We start from the raw sequence: 17,270 nt of genomic DNA, 5'->3' as shown, positions 1-17,270 counted from the left end.
TCAATTTAATCGATATTGTATATATAAAGCGTGGTTTGCCGAGCATCATTCAACTGCCAGACCTCACTCGGTTCAATATCCGGTACAGCGAAACTATTACTAATAAACACCGTTCCCGGGCGCATTTCATCTTTCACCTTCAACCATAACTCTGGCATGGGCTGTGGCGATAAAAATGCATAGACCACATCATAATAGGATAACTGCGTCTTCCAGATATCCATGGCAAATATTTCACCGCCACGAAAAAAACAATAGAGTTTTGAGAAAAGATAAGGCAGAGGAGCGGTTTCCACCCCATGAGAATTCAGCACACCTTTTTGCTGTGCCATAAAAGCCACATTCGACCCCAAACCACTGCCGAGATCGAGAAAATGTATTGATTGCCGCGGTTTAATAAATTTAAGTAAAGCCTGGCGTGTCGAAGAATTGGTTAAATATAAAGGTACTCTATCGCCAAATACATTGGAAAACACCAGCCAGACAGCAATAAAAATCACTAATACCCATATTGGATTAAATTGAACCAAAATGGCACCATAAAGACCCAAAGGCAATAAAAACTGTATCAACCGCCACCACTTGGGCAAACCAAACGGCGTAACCAACAATGCGGAGAACAAGCCTTGCAGGATGACCAAAAGCCAATATGGGTAAGGCGGCTCAACCACTATTGGTGCGACATAGACAGAAACAGCCATAAATAACAGAACCAATAATTGAATTGCCAATGCAATAAAAATCTTAGGTAACTTTGCCACCACCCTTCTCAATCCTTTCAGTTGTGCACCAAATTAAAACAATAAAGCACCAAAAAATAATATTCACTGCTTGGCAAGATGTTAAAAAAAGCTATTATCGACGGCCTTTTTTAACTTATCTAATTGTTTTTCATGATTTTTTATTTTTATGGCATATGCCATGTTTTAACTATGTCGAACTTATTTCTTTAAATAATATCCGAGAGGTTAGTATGAAACTGGTAGTTGCAATTATCAAACCTTTTAAGCTCGACGATGTCAGAGAAGCACTTCACGATATTGATGTGCAAGGTATGACCGTCACAGAGTCAAAAGGTTTTGGCCGTCAAAAGGGCCATACAGAAATTTATCGCGGCGCAGAATACGCGATTGAATTTCTACCAAAAATCCGCTTAGAAATTGCTGTTAGCGATGACAAGCTTGATAGCGTAGTAGAAGCGATCAGCAGCTCTGCAAAAACTGGCAAAATCGGAGATGGCAAAATCTTCGTTATGCCTTTAGAGCAAACTGTTCGAATTCGCACCGAAGAAACTGGCGATATCGCTCTTTAACAAAAGGAATTAACAATGGAACAAGTACTACAAATTAGTTACGCGCTTGATACCTTCTACTTCCTAATGTCAGGTGCATTAGTTATGTGGATGGCAGCTGGTTTCGCAATGCTAGAAGCGGGTCTGGTACGCGCAAAAAACACTACCGAAATTCTTGCTAAAAACATCGGTCTTTTCGCTATCGCATGTATTATGTACATGCTGGTTGGTTATAACATTATGTACCCAGGTGAAGCCGTAAACAGCTTCTTCCCAGGTATCAGCTTCCTACTTGGTGGTGATAACGCTGTTGCAGACGTTGTTGCTGGTGGTGATGACGCGCCTTATTATTCAGGTATGTCTGACTTCTTCTTCCAGGTTGTATTCGTTGCTACTGCCATGTCGGTTGTATCGGGTGCGGTTGCTGAGCGCATGAAACTTATGTCTTTCTTCGCTTTCGCTATCGTGTTCACAGCTTTCATCTACCCAATGCAAGGTTTCTGGAAATGGGGTGGTGGTTTCCTAGACGAACTAGGTTTCCTAGACTTCGCTGGTTCTGGTATCGTTCACATGGCTGGTGCTGCTGCAGCTCTTGCTGGTGTACTTCTACTAGGTGCTCGTAAAGGTAAATATGGTCCAAACGGTGAATCTAAAGCGATTCCTGGTGCAAACCTACCTCTAGCGACTTTAGGTACATTCATCCTATGGCTAGGTTGGTTCGGTTTCAACGGTGGTTCTGAGCTTAAGATCTCTAACGTTGACGAAGCAAACGCTGTTGCAATGATCTTTGTAAACACACTAATGGCAGCCGCGGCTGGTGTAATCGGTGCGCTTATCGCTTCTAAGATGAAGTTCGGTAAAGCGGATCTAACAATGATGCTAAACGGTGCTCTAGCGGGTCTAGTAGCGATCACTGCTGAACCTCTAACTCCAACAGCTCTAGAAGCGGCTCTAATCGGTCTAGCTGGTGGTATCATCGTAGTTATCGCAATCCTAATCATCGACGCTAAGTTCAAGATTGATGATCCTGTAGGTGCGATCTCTGTTCACGGTGTTGTTGGTATCTTCGGTCTGATTGCTGTGACATTCACTAACGGTGATGCAACAATCATGGCTCAGCTAACAGGTATCGGTGTAATCTTCGCATGGGTATTCGGTACAAGCTTGATTGTATGGGGTATCATCAAAGCAGTAATGGGTATCCGCGTTACTGAAGAAGAAGAATACGAAGGTATTGACCAGTCTGAATGTGGAATGGAAGCTTACCCAGAATTTACAAAGTAAGCTAAAGTCTACACAAACGACTTAATAAAAAGCCCCGCTCCTGCGGGGCTTTTTTATTGGAGAAAGCCAATTTTTCCTAATTTTTCCCACAAAGCACAGCAAAGCAACAAGCCATAGCTATAATACGGTTCGCTTGTAGAAACATAAGCTTATTTTGTGCTTAGCCAGAATCACACAGGAAACAATCACTTTATGATTTCAATGCGAATTAAAAACCTTTTTACCCATGCATCTTTCACCGCCCTGCTGACATTGGGCGCATTCAGTGTAACGGCACAACCTGTAATAGCCTCAGAAAACAGCTTATCCTATTCTCCTAAATACAAGCAGTTTGAAGAGCCGGAAACACGAGTACCGCAATACTTTTCCATGGATAAGGTGGTTGTCAACTTCCAAGGAGAAGGGCAAGCCAAGTTTCTCGCTGTCGATTTTAAGTTTATGTCGTACATTCCCCAGGTGGTTGAGGTAGAAATGGAGCACTTACGCCCTATTTTGAAAAACGATATCGATCGAGTTCTACGTCAGCAGCGTTACAGCAAATTGCGCAAACCGGACGGACCCGATCAATTACGTGCAGAGGTGCTTGCAGAAGTAAAAAAAGTGCTCGAACAGCACCGCATCTATCCAGACCTTCTTGAAGATGTCTATCTGGGACGCTTTGTCATGCAATAAAGCATGACACCTCTTATATCGCTAAATTATAGATTACGCATTTTATAAAGAAATTGCAGCCATCGCTGTTTTAAAGTCGGCTTTACTTCTATAGGATGATTGAAAACCACCACAACAGAAGTTTCTTCGGGGTTGAATAGATCATGCTTTGACCAATGCATTAAATCATCATAATCCATACCGCTATCGAAGGCGATCAACTGCCATGGCAATTGAAAATCAACTTCTTCTACAGCATTGGGGCCATTTTCAGTAAACTGCAGCTCAATTTTATCTTCCAGCAACACTGTTTTCGCCTGCCCGGACTCCAGCCATATCCTTACCGTTTCGCCCTTTTGCAACAGAGTCCCATAGGGTAAAAACAGGTAACGTGCATTCAAATTGGTCACCGGATTATCCAGTAAAGGCGGGCCTTCCGGAAACGTAAACTGACAGTAACCTCCTGAACAACAAGACATTTTCACTTTCCTTATCAAATAATTAGGCGTAGAATGAATCTATAAGATACTTGTCGCACTATTAGCTTTCACACTAAAGCATGCGCTATTAAAATGCGACTCCTTCTTAAGCTTTGCTCTCACAAGAAGGAAAACAAGGAGATTCTATCATGGCCATCGACTCGACCTCCGGTATTAACCAAAACTTTTATGTCAGCAACCTGAACAAAATCAATGAGCAACTGACCAGCGGACAACGCCTCAATCAAGCAGCTGATGGCGCTGCCGATCAAGCCGTTGTAACTGGGCTAACAAGCCAAGTTAACGCTCAGGATATTGCGGTACAAAACGCCAACAGCGGTATAAACCTAGTGCAAACCGCCGATGGCGCCAGCCAACAGATTTCAGAATCACTGCAACGCTTGCGTGAGCTTGGTGTTCAAGCCTTAAACGGCACCCTAAGCACACAACAAAGAGACCTGCTCAATACTGAGTTTCAGCAAGGCTTGGAAAACATTCAACAAATCAGTGAAAACACCCAGTTTAATGATATCAACCTGCTCGACGGTTCCAACAGCGACATTAATATCGCGCTTGGTGATAACGGCAACAGTAACATTGAATTACCTAATCTGACCCTGCAGAACCTAGGCTTGGATGGCAGCAACATCAGCACTACCGATACCGCAACAAATGCGCTAAACGGGCTTGATACAGCCATTGAACAACTCAGCACGGCGCAAGCGCAATTTGGCGCCCAACAAAACGGTCTGACAAACTCTGTTAATGACATCCAAAACCAGAATATTAACGCCAATAACGCCCGAAGCCAGATTAACGACACCAACTATGCCAGAGCGCTGACAGACCAGACTCGATTGAATATTCTGCAAGACGCATCGATCGCGATGCAATCGCAGCAAAATCAATCCAGATCATCGGTATTGCAACTATTGAACAGTTAAACTTAATTAGCGAGAGACACAAGTAACTATGTTTACAAACACCCGAGACATTATCCCAAATAAATTCCTCCTAGCAATTTAACGGCAGTTAACCTGCCGTTTTTTTTGCCTGAAAAACCTCATTTATCACGCTCTAGGATAAAAAAATCTGAATTGAGCAATCAACAACAATCCATATTGTCAGTTTTTTTCGACTGCCTTCCAGTTAGTTAAGACATTCCCCCCTCGGATTGCTATAATCTCCCGATTAATATTCACTTCAAAATAATAGATTAAGCGTTTTATGGAAAAGCATTTCGACCCTAATAATATTGAGACTAAATGGTACCAAACTTGGGAAAACCAAGGTTATTTCAAACCTCAAAACAACGATGCTGAACCTTACAGCATTATGATCCCGCCACCTAACGTCACCGGTAGTTTGCATATGGGTCATGCCTTCCAGGATACCATTATGGATACCTTGATTCGCTATAACCGAATGCAAGGCAAAGATACCCTGTGGCAACCGGGTACCGACCACGCAGGTATTGCCACACAAATGGTAGTAGAACGCCAATTGGCGGCGAAAGGTTTAAGTCGCCACGATCTAGGTCGAGACAAATTCATAGACAAGATCTGGGAATGGAAAGAAGAGTCCGGCGGCACTATCACCAAACAGTTACGCCGTATGGGCGCATCACCTGACTGGAGTCGTGAACGCTTCACGATGGATGAAGGCCTATCGAATGCCGTTAAAGAAGTTTTTGTTCGCCTTTATGAGGAGGACCTGATTTATCGTGGCAAACGCTTGGTGAACTGGGATCCTGTTCTGCACACAGCCGTCTCTGATCTGGAAGTTATTTCCGAGGAAGAGCAAGGCAACCTTTGGCATCTGCGTTACCCTCTCACTGACGGTTCAGGTTACCTCGTTGTCGCCACCACCCGCCCTGAAACCATGCTGGGTGATCAGGCGGTTGCGGTACACCCGGATGACGAACGCTATCAGCATTTGGTTGGCCAGACCATTACCCTACCTTTAGTTAATCGCGAAATCCCGATTATCGCCGATGACTATGTAGACAAAGAGTTTGGAACAGGCTGTGTAAAAATCACTCCTGCTCACGACTTCAACGATTACGAGATGGGTAAACGTCATAACCTCGAATTATTGAATATTTTGACCATCGATGCGGCAATCAATGAAAACGCACCGGAAAAATATCAAGGGCTAGACCGCTTTGAAGCACGCAAGCAGATTATTGCCGACTTTGAAGAGCTGGGCTTATTGGATTCAATCAAGCCTCATACTTTAATGGTGCCTCGTGGCGACCGTTCGCATTCTGTTATAGAACCATTTTTGACCGATCAATGGTATGTAGCCGTTGAAGAACTCGCAAAACCGGCGATTGATGCGGTAAAAAACGGCGATATCCAATTCGTTCCGAAAAACTGGGAAAACACTTATTTTGAATGGATGAACAATATCCAAGACTGGTGTATTTCACGTCAAATCTGGTGGGGTCACCGTATTCCAGCATGGTATGACGACAACGGCAATGTCTATGTAGGTCGCGATGAAAATGAAGTGCGCCAAAAACACAATATCGATGCATCGGTAAGCCTACGCCAGGATGACGATGTACTGGATACTTGGTTCAGCTCGGCTTTATGGACATTCTCGACATTGGGCTGGCCGGAACAGACTCCTGAACTGGCAAAATTCCACCCTACCTCGACACTGGTTACCGGTTTTGACATTATTTTCTTCTGGGTTGCCCGAATGATTATGATGACATTGAAGTTTACCGGCGAAGTACCATTTAAAACCGTTTATGTACACGGCTTGGTGCGCGATGGAGAAGGCCAGAAAATGTCCAAGTCAAAAGGTAATGTTCTGGACCCGATTGACCTGATTGACGGTATTGAGCTTGAAGACTTGGTATCTAAACGTACCTACGGCATGATGCAGCCGGAAAAAGCAGCCAAAATCGAGAAAGCCACTCGCAAACAGTTTGCCGACGGCATTCCGGCTTATGGTACCGATGCAATTCGCTTTACTTTTGCATCACTGGCCTCTACCGGACGAGACATCCGCTTTGACCTGAATCGAGCCGAAGGCTATCGTAACTTTTGTAACAAACTATGGAACGCGACACGCTATGTATTGATGAATACTGAAGGTTACGATACCGGTGTTGATGAATCTCTGGCGATTGAACTATCATTAGCGGATCGCTGGATAATCTCTCGCTTGCAAGAGGTCGAAACCGAAGTGGCAAAGCACTTTGATAGTTACCGCTTCGATTTGGCTGCCAATACACTTTATGAATTCACATGGAACGAATATTGTGACTGGTATCTGGAACTGGCCAAGCCGGTATTAAACAGTGATAACAGTTCGGATGCGGCAAAACGCGGCACTCGCCGCACACTGGTACGTGTGTTGGAAGCGATGTTGCGCCTACTGCATCCGATAGTACCATTTATCACTGAAGAAGCCTGGCAGGCCGTGGCACCTCTAGCCGGTAAAAATGCCGATACCATTATGCTACAGGCCTATCCTCAAGCTGATAGCCGCAAAATCGACACTGCTGCTGTTGCCGAACTGGAATGGGTTAAGCAGTTCATAGTCGGAGTGCGTAAAATTCGTTCGGAAATGGATATTGCGCCAAGCAAAGCACTACCTGTGTTACTTGCCGGTTTAAACGAACAAGATCAGACCTGGCTAAGCAATAACCAACTTTACTTGCAATCACTGGCAAAGTTAGAGAGCATTACAGTACTTGAAAACGAAGCTGACGCGCCTGAGTCTGCGGTTGCCCTTGTAGGAGAAATGAAAGTTTTAATCCCAATGGCCGGCCTGATCGACAAAGAAGCGGAATTGGCTCGTTTGAATAAGGAGATTACTAAGCTACAAGGCGAAATCAAACGTCTGAGCGGCAAGCTGAGCAACGAAGGTTTTGTTGCCAAGGCCCCGGCTCAAGTAGTGGAAACTGAACGTAAGAAACTTAGTGATTATCAAACTGCGCTAACTAACTTAGAGGCACAATATGAGAAGATCCAGCAGCTGTAAGCTTAATTCAAACAAACTGGCAATTTTAGGTTTTACCTGTTTTCTAGGTTTCACCTCTCTGGCTTCAGTCAATCTAGCTCACGCTGCTGAAAAAGGCTATACCAACTATATCACCGACTCGCTTGAAGTGCCTTTGCGCCGAGGGGCCGGTTATAAGTTTAAAATCACCCGTATGCTTCAAGCGGGTGAAGCCGTTAAAATTCTCGAAGTGAATAAGGAAGGCTGGGCTAACGTACAATACAAAAGTGGTGGTTCAACCTACAACGGCTGGCTACCTTCAATTGTTTTACAAAACCAGCCGATTGCCAAAACTCGCTTAGCAGAACAAATCAGGAAAACCACTGATCTGGAAGAGAAATACACCTCTCTTCGACAGGAACTCAAAACGCTTAAAGAGCGTTTTGAGAAAACCGATTCTGAATTGTCGACCACTAAACAGGACAAATTTGAGCTAAGCAAACAACTAGAACGCCTGACCAGCATCTCCAGTAATGCCGTTGAGATCGATCAGCAAAACCAGCAAATGAAAGTTCGTCTGAGTCAGCTGGAAACCGACAACGCCATTATGAAAGAGCAAATCGACCAATCGGACGATGCACTGAAACGCCAATGGTTCTTGACCGGTGGAGGGGTTCTATTGCTCGGCCTATTGCTCGGGCGCTTTTTCAGAGCCCCTGGAAAACGCAAAAAATGGGGCGAACTCTAAAACCTCAGCGATAAAAAAAATCCCACCAAGGTGGGATTTTTTATTGGTCGGAATAAAAAACTGTAGACTTATTGTCTAACAATACCGATCAACTTTCTTGCCGGCACATAGCCTGGTAATAAATCACCGTTCTCAAGCAAAATATTTGGGGTTCCATTAACCTCTAACTGTGCGGCAAATTGCATATGCTCATCTACAGGGTCGGCACACTGTTTTTTATCCGGCTCCACTCCCATCATGGCATCATTTAGGACTTCCGTTTGATTGCTGGCACACCAAACCGATTGCGCTTTAAAATAAGATTCGGTATTAGGCCCTGAACGCGGATACGCCAAGAATCTGACCGTGATCCCGGCAGCATTCAATACAGGGATCTCCTTATGCAATTTGGCACAATAAGGACAATCTATATCCGTGAACACCGTTATTGTCTTAGGAGACTGCGTTTTAGCGCCCGGATAGACAATCATGGTCGACTCATCCATTTTCTCCATTACCTCACGGCGAGATTGAAACACCACCTCTTGGGTCAAATTGACGTTTTTATCCAGATCAATCATATTGCCATTGATTAACAATTTACCGTCTGCGGAAAGGTAAACGACCGTCATCCCAAGTTGAACCTGAAACAAACCTGCGATCGCCGTTGGCTTGACCTCGGCAAAACGCGCATCAGCACCGATCATCGCCTGCAAACGCTGTTCAATCTCTTGCGGTACTGCTTTGGAATCAGCACCGCCTTGTGTTGCCCATGAATTTTGTGCTGCCAACAGCCCAATGGATGCAAAGCTCATCACACAAAGCACGCGCCTTAAAGATGATTTCATTTTCAATGTCATACCCTTCTTTCTTATTCGGTTACCTGTACGATTATTTTACCGCACTAGAGGCTAATATTAACCCCGTGGATGGTGTTGTTTATGCAACTGACTCAAACGCTCTTTAGCGACATGGGTATAAATCTGTGTTGTCGATAGGTCACTGTGCCCGAGCAGTAACTGCACGGTCCTCAAATCGGCACCGTGATTTAACAGGTGGGTGGCAAAGGCATGGCGTAAAGTGTGCGGTGACAACTGGGTTTGAATACCGGCATCAAAAGCCAAATTCTTCACCCTATGCCATAGAGTCTGACGCGTCATAGAGCGACCTATCCGCGAAACAAAGAGAGTTGGTACCCAACGATTACGTACCAATGAAGGGCGTGATTCCTGCAAATAGCGCTCCAACCACTCAATGGCGACCTCACCAATCGGAACAATCCGTTCTTTATTACCTTTTCCTGTCACCTGCACCAACCCGGCAGAAAGGTTCAGCTGTTCAAAGGGCAGCTCCACCACTTCGGAAACACGTAGACCACTGGCATACATCAATTCCAAAATAGCACGATCTCTTATGCCTAAGGGCGTATGCTGATCGGGCGAATATAACAATGCCTCCACCTGTGATTCACTCATGACCTTAGGGATACTCTTCGCCACTTTCGGTGCTTTAAGTAACAGTGTCGGATCAAGCTCAAATACACCCATCAATACCGCCCACTGGTAAAAACGCTTCAATGCCGATAGCAGCCGCGCATTGCTGTTTTCCTTGCGCCCCTGTTGCAACAGGTCAAGCATAAAGCCTTCTAAGGTTTCCGCGGTTACCGAATTAATCGGCGTATTTTGTTGACTTAGCCAACTCTGAAACAGGCTCAAATCCCTTTTATAGGCCGCCAAAGTATTTTGACTCAACCCTTCTGCCAAGGCCAAATGACTTAAAAACTGTTTGATAGACGGATGCAACTCTAGCTGTGCTTTGTTTTTTTTGTCAGTTGATGTTTTTTGAGTAGCCATAAATAGGAATGAGAATAAAAGTGACTAGAAATGTGAATATTATAAACAGTATAGCGATTCGCTTAGCAAACGCCAATCAATCAACTTGGGAAGTTTTTCCTAGATACAAAAACGCCCCGATAAACGGGGCGTTTTAGCAAAAAAGAAACGGTATGAATTATACCTTTTCTTTGATACGTGCTGCTTTACCAGATAGGTTACGTAGGTAGTACAACTTAGCTCGACGCACATCACCACGACGCTTAACAGTAATGCTGTCAACTAGTGGGCTGTATGTCTGGAAAGTACGCTCTACACCAACGCCGTGAGAGATCTTACGCACGATGAAGTTAGAATTAATACCACGGTTTTTCTTGGCAATTACAACACCTTCATATGCCTGAAGACGTTCGTTTTTACCTTCAACAACCTTAACCTGTACGATTACAGTGTCACCTGGAGCAAATGTAGGGATTTCCTTAGTCATCTGCTCAGCTTCAATACGCTTAATGATATCGCTCATTTTAAGCTTCTCCATTATGTGCCCGAAAATGGGCTAAGGCTTTTTGAGCCTTTGAGTCTTTATCCAACAATTCGCTCCGTTTAAATCAAACGAGCCAGAGGTTGAATCCGAATTTTAATTACTCTGTTTTACCAGAGAGTATATCTGGTCGACGCTGCTCGGTTCGCGCCTGCTTCTGTGCTTGTCGCCAAGCATCGATTTTGGCGTGATTTCCTTCCAATAACACCGCCGGTACTTTCATACCGTCAACCTCTTCAGGTCGGGTGTAATGAGGACAGTCGAGCAGACCGTCTGAAAAGGAATCTTGCTCTGCCGACTGGTTATGTCCCAAAGCCCCCGGAATCAAACGCACCATGGCATCCATCAACATCATTGCCGGTAGCTCGCCGCCACTGACAACAAAATCTCCGATACTGATCTCTTCATCCACCGATGATTCAATCAGGCGCTCATCAACTCCTTCGTAACGTCCACACAAAAGTGTGACCCGTTCATGCCCCATTAACTGCTCAACCTTAGCTTGAGTAAGAGGCTGACCTTGCGGCGAAAGATAAACCACATGAGGTTTGACTCCACCATCGGCTGCAATGGCATCCAATGTATCCTTTAAAGGCTGATACATCATCACCATTCCCGGACCACCACCATAAGGACGGTCATCCACGGTTTTATGCCTGTCTGTTGTAAATGTGCGAGGATTCCAAGTTTTGATTTGATACAGTCCAGACTGCAAAGCCCGACGGCTAACACCTGATTCCGTCAGTGCTGAAAACATGTCCGGAAACAGGGTTATGACATCAAATCTCACGACTCTTCATCCAACTGCCAATCGACAACAATCTTTTTATTATCGGTATCGACACTGATAATGAACTCATCCATCACAAATGGAATCAATACACTATGCTCGCCAGACACTCGCAACACATCATGCGCGCCGGTTTCGATCAAATCCTTGACCTCACCGAGCAGCTCGCCTTGCTGCGTCTCGACTTGACAGCCAATCAGATCGACCCAGAAAAACTCGCCGTTACCACGTTGCAACTGAGAGTCTTCAATAGCGATGTCACACCCCATGTACTCACGGGCGACATCTCGATCATCGACATTTTCAATTTTGGCCACCAGGGTCTTACCACCCTGCTGCACCTTAGAGTCAACTATTTTGACTTCGCGCCATTCGCCTTTGAAATTAATCCACCAAGGCGAATAACTTAGGATATTTTCGCGCGGGTCGGTATGGGAAAAAATCTTCAACCAACCGTGAACGCCAAACACACCATTAATATGACCGACGATTAAACGCTGTTCAGACATCTTACGACCTTTAATCGTCAGTAATGTGTGCTATTAAGCGTTTTTTAGAACGCTTTTTACGCGGTCACTCATCTGAGCGCCTTGAGCAACCCAGTGATCTACTCTCGCCTGATCAACACGAAGCTTCTCTTCTTGACCACGAGCAATTGGGTTATAGAAACCTACCTGCTCAATGAAACGACCAGTTGCCTTAAAACGCTGGTCTGCAACAACCATTTTGTAGAAAGGACGCTTTTTAGAACCACCACGGGCTAGACGGATAACAACCATTTTGATATTCCTTATATATGCTAATCAGGCGATGAACGGAATTCCGCTCAACAATTTCTTCTAATGATTCCCACCACTGGCAGGAAAGCACGGAATTATACAAGATAGATTGGCTTTTTACAAACCTTATTTACAACAATGGTAAACCAGAAAATATGCTTTACAGGCAAACACTTAGCTCACTTTTAATTCACTACTAAACCAAAGCCTGTGCGGAAAGCAAAAAAGCCCCGATTTTCGGGGCTTTTTTTGAGGGTTAAACAAAGGCTCGCTTAACGCATACCCGGCGGTAATCCACCCATGCCGCCCATACCTGGTGGTAATTTACCAGCCAAGCCGCGCATCAGGTTTTTCATACCGCCACCTTTCATTTTTTTCATCATCTTCTGCATTTGTGTAAACTGCTTCAATAAGCGATTCACATCCGGCACCGAAGTTCCCGAACCAGCGGCAATACGACGTTTACGTGAACCTTTGATGACGGCAGGGAAGCGACGCTCCTGCTTGGTCATAGAATAGATAATCGCTTCCAGACGTTTAAATTCCTTTTCCGCCTTATCGCCGTCGACCTGACCTTTTAACTGGTCCATCCCCGGCAACTTGCCCATCAGGCCGCCAACGCCGCCCATATTATTAATTTGTTGGAGCTGCTCTAAAAAGTCTTCCAAATCGAACTGTCCTGACTTCTGCACTTTCTGGGCAAATTTCTGCGCTTTTTTCTGATCGATTTTGGCTTCGGCCTCTTCGATCAAACTCAACACATCGCCCATACCCAGAATTCGTCCGGCCATACGATCCGGGTGGAACGGTTCTAAGGCATCGGTTTTTTCACCCGCACCGATAAACTTGATCGGCTTACCGGTAATCTCACGAATCGATAAAGCGGCACCACCGCGAGCATCACCGTCGGTTTTGGTAAGAATCACACCGGTCAATGGCAACGCATCATTAAATGCCTTAGCGGTATTGGCCGCATCCTGACCGGTCATCGAATCCACAACAAACAACGTTTCGCAAGGATTGATACTACTATGCAGGCGTTGTACTTCCTGCATCATTTCATTATCGATATGCAAACGCCCTGCGGTATCCAAAAGCAATACATCAACAAATTGTTTTTTCGCTTCGGCATGTGCATTGCGTGCGATATCTACAGGGTCTTGCTCGGCCGTTGATGGATAGAACAGCACATCAACCTGTTCGGCCAAAGTCTCCAACTGCTTAATCGCCGCAGGACGATAAACATCGGCGGAAACCACCATGACTTTTTTCTTTTCGCGTTCCTTAAGCCATTTAGCCAGCTTACCGATAGAGGTGGTCTTACCTGCACCCTGCAAACCGGCAACCATAACCACCGCCGGCGGCTCGACATTGAAGTTCAACGGTTCGGCTTCCGCCCCCATGACCTCGGCCAACTGTTCGCGGACAATCTTAATAAAGGCCTGTCCAGGATTCAGGCTGCTGGAGACTTCCTGACCAACGGCGCGCTCTTGCACTTTGGTAATAAACGACTTCACCACAGGCAAGGCCACGTCGGCCTCTAACAGAGCACGACGCACATCGCGCAATGCATCCTTAATATTGGACTCCGTTAATCGACCTTGGCCTCGTATCGCTTTAAAGGTCTTATTTAAACGATCCGATAAATTATCAAACATGAAAACTCCTAAACCGACTTAGCTGCTGCCTGAAACCCTTGTCCAAACAAACCTTGAATAAAATCGCTAAGTCATCGCTTGCAAATATCTGCCTATTATAACGAAAATAACGGATAAAATGCTTGAGCCTTATGCAGCATCTTAAGCGAACGCATATTGACTAAATTTTTTTAATCGCTACGATACAGACAGAAGCATGATTTAACAGCTTAGCGGCTCAAAGGATTTATATTTAATGGTACTTACCGGCACAACAGCAATCGCTGCCAGCATCGGCTACTTTTTTGCCAGCGCTTTGGTCTGGCGCAAAGTGCAAAATCCTGATTCAGCGGACATCCGTCCAAGCGTTATTAGAATTATTGCCTTAACCCTGATTCTGCATGCCATTACCCTGCATTCAACCTTGGTTGTTGAATCCAATATCTTTTTTCATTTAGGTAACGGCTTATCGCTGGTCGCATTTCTCGCCAGCGCCATTTTATTGATGACCCACCTCAATAAGCCTACCGAGACCTTGGGAATTTTTATCTACCCTATCTCGGCTTTAACGACTCTATTGCCGTTATCAATGCAGCAGCCGCTGCAACTGCCGATTGAACTGGGCAGCCATGTACTGATTTCCATTGCCGCCTATAGCATTATGGGGCTGGCCACCGCACAAGCAATTCTTTACGGCATTCAAGAGCGCAACTTCAAGGCCAAACGTCTCGGAAAACTGATGCGAGCCCTGCCGCCTTTACAGGTAATGGAAAGCACGCTATTACAACTGGTTAAAATCGGTTTTGTATTCTTGACCTTCGCCTTGATCAGCGGCGTGTTTTTTGTTGAAAACCTATTTGAACAACACCTTATCCACAAAACCTTTTTCGCCATTCTTGCCTGGTTAATCTATGGCGTCTTCCTATTCGGCCAAAGTAAATACGGCTGGCGCGGGCAAAAAGCGGCACGCTTTACCATCTGGGCTTATTTCTTATTGATCTTGAGCTATCTCGGTACAACCTTGGTGCTATCCTTTATTCTCTAAGCACTATCACCCCAATAAACCTCTAGCCAAGCTGTCTAAATCGACGATTAGTGATATTCAGCCTTTATTTCATTACGACGTAAAAGTATAATTTGCGTTCACTCATAAAGAACCTTAAAGACATTGAATTCATTAGACATTTCGATATTATTCGGCATCTTAATCTTATTGATTATTCTTTCTGCGCTATTTTCCAGTTCAGAAACCAGCATGATGGCATTAAACCGCTACCGCCTAAAACATCAGGCTAAGCAAGGCCACAAAGGCGCTCAACTGGCGCAAAACCTTCTGCAATCTCCAGATCGACTATTAGGCGTCATTCTGCTCGGCAATAACTTCGTCAATATTTTTGCCTCCTCCATCGCCACCATTATCGCGATGAAGCTGATCGGTGAGAGTGGTATTGCCCTAGCCGCCGGTTTACTGACATTTGTTATTTTGGTCTTTGCCGAGGTTGCGCCAAAAACACTGGCGGCGATCTATCCTGAAAAAATCGCTTATCCGGCAGCCTTTATCTTGACACCACTGCTGAAACTGCTTTCACCTTTGGTCTGGCTGGTTAACTTCTTTGCCAACGGTTTCTTGCGCCTGTTCCGTGTCGACATCCGCAACACTGACGACAGCGGCCTGTCACATGCCGAACTGGAAACCCTGATCAACGAAGCGACCAGCCAACTACCTGACCAATATCGCTCCATGCTTAGCAGTGTCCTGCAACTGGAAAAGGTCACGGTAGAAGACGTTATGATCCCTAAACAGGACATGTATGCTGTCAATATCGAACAGCCGATTGAGGACATCCTTCGCGATATCCAACGCTCGCCTTATACACGTGTACCACTGTATCGCGGCTCCTTGGACGAGGACCTGATTGGCATTGTCAATTTACGTCGAGCCTTGCCGGTATTAATGCGTGACGAGGTCACCTTAAAAGACATCGTCAAACTGACACGCCCGGCCTATTTCATTCCCGAAATGACCGCGCTTAGTGTGCAGTTGCGAAAATTTAATGAGCAGAAACGTCGAATGGCTTTGATTGTAGATGAGTACGGAGACCTGCAAGGCATGCTGACGATGGAGGATTTACTCGAAGAGATCGTCGGTAAACTATCGACCGATGCCAAGGCCAAACCGATGGAAGAAACCGTGGCCTTAAATGAAGATGGCAGCATGACCATTGATGCTTCCGAGTTTATTCGTGATCTCAATAAAGAATACGATCTATCCCTGCCTACCGATGGCCCTAAGACCCTGAACGGTTTAATTCAGGAAGAGCTGGAATCGCTTCCGTCTCCAGGAACCTGTATCAAAATTGAAGAATATGTATTGGAAGTGGTACAAACCTCAAGCAGTGCGATTGAAGAAGTCAAACTTTCCATTTATTACAATAAACGCAAAAAGGCCTCTAATGACTGATTTTCAACACCCTTTTACCGAAGACTCCGAATGGAAAAAACTGCTTAGCGGTATTGCCACGCTTGCCAAACAGGAGGTGTTATCTCGTTTTGAAAAAGTCAGTGTTGAAACCAAATCAGACGGTTCGCTTTTGACCGAAGCCGATACCGAAATGCAACGTAAAACCGAAGATTTCCTGCAACAGAACTGGCCACAATACGCTTTTTTAGGCGAAGAAATGGACGATGCCAGCCAAAACGCGGCAATTAACAGCGAAAACGGCTGCTGGATTCTCGATCCGGTTGATGGCACCAGCAATTTCGCCATCGGCGTGCCTTTTTACGCGGTGGCTCTTGCCTTGATGGTTAAGGGCGAAGTGGTGGCCGGCCTAGTCTATGATCCAAGCCGTGATGAAATGTTCAGCGCACGCCTCTCTCAAGGCGCTTTTCTGAATGATAAGCGTCTCAAGGCACAAACGGCGAAACAAACACTAAAACAATGCAGTGGCATTATCGACTTTAAGCGTCTGTCGGCTGAAATGGCGACAAAAATCGCCGTGGAATGCCCATATTCTTCACAACGTAGTTTCGGTTCGGTAGCACTGGATTGGTGTTGGATTGCTACCGGGCGCGGCCAAATTTATCTGCATGGTGCCCAGAACATCTGGGATTACGCTTCCGGCTTTTTGATTCTTAATGAAGCCGGTGGGCACAGCTGCACACTGGATAATGAACAGGTACTGGTGGCCAAGGTAGGCAAGCGTTCAGCGGTTGCCGCCACCGACAAAAAACTATTTGATCAATGGCAAAGCTATTTAGGCATCGCTTAAAACTCAATAGTACCTAAACCTGTCAGGCACTTC

The 17,270-nt window shown here is 45.3% G+C and carries 18 protein-coding genes; 9 read left to right on the top strand and 9 right to left on the bottom strand.

The features are described 5' to 3' along the window. Positions 1-5 precede the first annotated feature (5 nt). On the bottom strand, positions 6-761 hold the full coding sequence (locus FE785_RS02855) for a hypothetical protein (RefSeq protein ID WP_138564219.1): 756 nt from the start codon (positions 759-761) through the stop codon (positions 6-8). Positions 762-973: 212 nt separating this feature from the next. Between FE785_RS02855 and FE785_RS02850 the strand changes: the two genes are divergently transcribed. The 3 genes from FE785_RS02850 (at position 974) to FE785_RS02840 (ending at position 3,247) form a co-directional block, all read left to right on the top strand. Next, positions 974-1,312 carry a P-II family nitrogen regulator gene (locus FE785_RS02850; RefSeq protein WP_138564217.1) on the top strand — a complete coding sequence of 113 codons (339 nt, stop codon included), beginning with the start codon at positions 974-976 and terminating at the stop codon, positions 1,310-1,312. Positions 1,313-1,327: 15 nt separating this feature from the next. Beyond that, positions 1,328-2,575: an ammonium transporter gene (locus FE785_RS02845; RefSeq protein ID WP_138564215.1), complete on the top strand. Its 1,248-nt coding sequence runs from the start codon at positions 1,328-1,330 to the stop codon at positions 2,573-2,575. Positions 2,576-2,767: 192 nt separating this feature from the next. After that, the gene (locus FE785_RS02840) at positions 2,768-3,247 is read left to right on the top strand and encodes a flagellar basal body-associated FliL family protein (protein ID WP_138564213.1); all 480 of its coding nucleotides are present in this window, start codon (positions 2,768-2,770) and stop codon (positions 3,245-3,247) included. 26 nt (positions 3,248-3,273) lie between these two features. Here FE785_RS02840 and FE785_RS02835 read toward each other — a convergent pair whose 3' ends face one another. Further along, complete coding sequence (locus tag FE785_RS02835; protein ID WP_138564211.1) at positions 3,274-3,705, bottom strand: hypothetical protein; 432 nt, start codon at positions 3,703-3,705, stop codon at positions 3,274-3,276. A 149-nt stretch (positions 3,706-3,854) separates the two neighbouring features. Between FE785_RS02835 and FE785_RS02830 the strand changes: the two genes are divergently transcribed. The 3 genes from FE785_RS02830 (at position 3,855) to FE785_RS02820 (ending at position 8,410) form a co-directional block, all read left to right on the top strand. Then, the gene (locus tag FE785_RS02830) at positions 3,855-4,649 is read left to right on the top strand and encodes a flagellin N-terminal helical domain-containing protein (RefSeq protein ID WP_138564209.1); all 795 of its coding nucleotides are present in this window, start codon (positions 3,855-3,857) and stop codon (positions 4,647-4,649) included. A 283-nt stretch (positions 4,650-4,932) separates the two neighbouring features. Then, the gene (locus tag FE785_RS02825) at positions 4,933-7,704 is read left to right on the top strand and encodes a valine--tRNA ligase (RefSeq protein ID WP_138564207.1); all 2,772 of its coding nucleotides are present in this window, start codon (positions 4,933-4,935) and stop codon (positions 7,702-7,704) included. Then, positions 7,682-8,410, top strand: coding sequence for a TIGR04211 family SH3 domain-containing protein (locus FE785_RS02820; RefSeq protein WP_138564205.1), 729 nt, complete (start codon positions 7,682-7,684; stop codon positions 8,408-8,410). The genes FE785_RS02825 and FE785_RS02820 overlap by 23 nt, the downstream gene beginning before the upstream one ends. A gap of 68 nt (positions 8,411-8,478) precedes the next feature. Here the strand turns inward: FE785_RS02820 and FE785_RS02815 are convergent, their stop codons facing one another. From FE785_RS02815 to ffh, 7 genes are all read right to left on the bottom strand, one after another. After that, entirely contained in the window at positions 8,479-9,204 is a 726-nt protein-coding gene (locus FE785_RS02815) for a DsbC family protein (protein WP_168188897.1), read from the bottom strand. A gap of 102 nt (positions 9,205-9,306) precedes the next feature. Beyond that, the gene (xerD, locus tag FE785_RS02810) at positions 9,307-10,242 is read right to left on the bottom strand and encodes a site-specific tyrosine recombinase XerD (protein WP_138564201.1); all 936 of its coding nucleotides are present in this window, start codon (positions 10,240-10,242) and stop codon (positions 9,307-9,309) included. A gap of 157 nt (positions 10,243-10,399) precedes the next feature. Next, complete coding sequence (gene rplS, locus FE785_RS02805) at positions 10,400-10,744, bottom strand: 50S ribosomal protein L19 (protein ID WP_138564199.1); 345 nt, start codon at positions 10,742-10,744, stop codon at positions 10,400-10,402. A gap of 118 nt (positions 10,745-10,862) precedes the next feature. Beyond that, positions 10,863-11,552 carry a tRNA (guanosine(37)-N1)-methyltransferase TrmD gene (gene trmD / locus FE785_RS02800; RefSeq protein WP_138564197.1) on the bottom strand — a complete coding sequence of 230 codons (690 nt, stop codon included), beginning with the start codon at positions 11,550-11,552 and terminating at the stop codon, positions 10,863-10,865. Further along, complete coding sequence (gene rimM / locus FE785_RS02795; RefSeq protein ID WP_138564195.1) at positions 11,549-12,061, bottom strand: ribosome maturation factor RimM; 513 nt, start codon at positions 12,059-12,061, stop codon at positions 11,549-11,551. Before rimM ends, trmD begins: the two co-directional genes overlap by 4 nt. A gap of 33 nt (positions 12,062-12,094) precedes the next feature. Beyond that, positions 12,095-12,331: a 30S ribosomal protein S16 gene (gene rpsP, locus FE785_RS02790; RefSeq protein WP_138564193.1), complete on the bottom strand. Its 237-nt coding sequence runs from the start codon at positions 12,329-12,331 to the stop codon at positions 12,095-12,097. Between the two features lie 272 nt (positions 12,332-12,603). Beyond that, the gene (gene ffh / locus FE785_RS02785; protein WP_138564191.1) at positions 12,604-13,989 is read right to left on the bottom strand and encodes a signal recognition particle protein; all 1,386 of its coding nucleotides are present in this window, start codon (positions 13,987-13,989) and stop codon (positions 12,604-12,606) included. Positions 13,990-14,224: 235 nt separating this feature from the next. Here ffh and FE785_RS02780 point away from each other — a divergent pair, with 235 nt between their 5' ends. The 3 genes from FE785_RS02780 (at position 14,225) to FE785_RS02770 (ending at position 17,237) form a co-directional block, all read left to right on the top strand. Then, positions 14,225-15,013, top strand: coding sequence for a cytochrome C assembly family protein (locus FE785_RS02780; RefSeq protein WP_138564189.1), 789 nt, complete (start codon positions 14,225-14,227; stop codon positions 15,011-15,013). Between the two features lie 123 nt (positions 15,014-15,136). Then, positions 15,137-16,429, top strand: a complete 1,293-nt coding sequence (locus tag FE785_RS02775; RefSeq protein ID WP_138564187.1) for an HlyC/CorC family transporter — start codon at positions 15,137-15,139, stop codon at positions 16,427-16,429. Beyond that, positions 16,422-17,237, top strand: coding sequence for an inositol monophosphatase family protein (locus tag FE785_RS02770; RefSeq protein ID WP_138564185.1), 816 nt, complete (start codon positions 16,422-16,424; stop codon positions 17,235-17,237). Before FE785_RS02775 ends, FE785_RS02770 begins: the two co-directional genes overlap by 8 nt. Positions 17,238-17,270: the final 33 nt, after the last annotated feature.

Source organism: Thiomicrorhabdus sediminis, from assembly GCF_005885815.1.
GTDB lineage: Bacteria > Pseudomonadota > Gammaproteobacteria > Thiomicrospirales > Thiomicrospiraceae > Thiomicrorhabdus > Thiomicrorhabdus sediminis.
The sequence above is the reverse complement of the archived record's forward strand: the minus strand, read 5'-3'. Positions and strand labels throughout refer to the sequence as shown.

Coding starts and splice junctions, on each gene's coding strand:
- FE785_RS02845 (WP_138564215.1), top strand. CDS start 1,328: ATGGAACAAGTACTACAAATTAGTTACGCGCTTGATACCTTCTACTTC.
- rplS (WP_138564199.1), bottom strand. CDS start 10,744: ATGAGCGATATCATTAAGCGTATTGAAGCTGAGCAGATGACTAAGGAA.
- ffh (WP_138564191.1), bottom strand. CDS start 13,989: ATGTTTGATAATTTATCGGATCGTTTAAATAAGACCTTTAAAGCGATA.
- FE785_RS02850 (WP_138564217.1), top strand. CDS start 974: ATGAAACTGGTAGTTGCAATTATCAAACCTTTTAAGCTCGACGATGTC.
- FE785_RS02815 (WP_168188897.1), bottom strand. CDS start 9,204: ATGAGCTTTGCATCCATTGGGCTGTTGGCAGCACAAAATTCATGGGCA.
- FE785_RS02820 (WP_138564205.1), top strand. CDS start 7,682: ATGAGAAGATCCAGCAGCTGTAAGCTTAATTCAAACAAACTGGCAATT.
- FE785_RS02840 (WP_138564213.1), top strand. CDS start 2,768: ATGATTTCAATGCGAATTAAAAACCTTTTTACCCATGCATCTTTCACC.
- FE785_RS02780 (WP_138564189.1), top strand. CDS start 14,225: ATGGTACTTACCGGCACAACAGCAATCGCTGCCAGCATCGGCTACTTT.
- xerD (WP_138564201.1), bottom strand. CDS start 10,242: ATGGCTACTCAAAAAACATCAACTGACAAAAAAAACAAAGCACAGCTA.
- rimM (WP_138564195.1), bottom strand. CDS start 12,061: ATGTCTGAACAGCGTTTAATCGTCGGTCATATTAATGGTGTGTTTGGC.
- FE785_RS02830 (WP_138564209.1), top strand. CDS start 3,855: ATGGCCATCGACTCGACCTCCGGTATTAACCAAAACTTTTATGTCAGC.
- rpsP (WP_138564193.1), bottom strand. CDS start 12,331: ATGGTTGTTATCCGTCTAGCCCGTGGTGGTTCTAAAAAGCGTCCTTTC.
- FE785_RS02835 (WP_138564211.1), bottom strand. CDS start 3,705: ATGTCTTGTTGTTCAGGAGGTTACTGTCAGTTTACGTTTCCGGAAGGC.
- FE785_RS02770 (WP_138564185.1), top strand. CDS start 16,422: ATGACTGATTTTCAACACCCTTTTACCGAAGACTCCGAATGGAAAAAA.
- FE785_RS02825 (WP_138564207.1), top strand. CDS start 4,933: ATGGAAAAGCATTTCGACCCTAATAATATTGAGACTAAATGGTACCAA.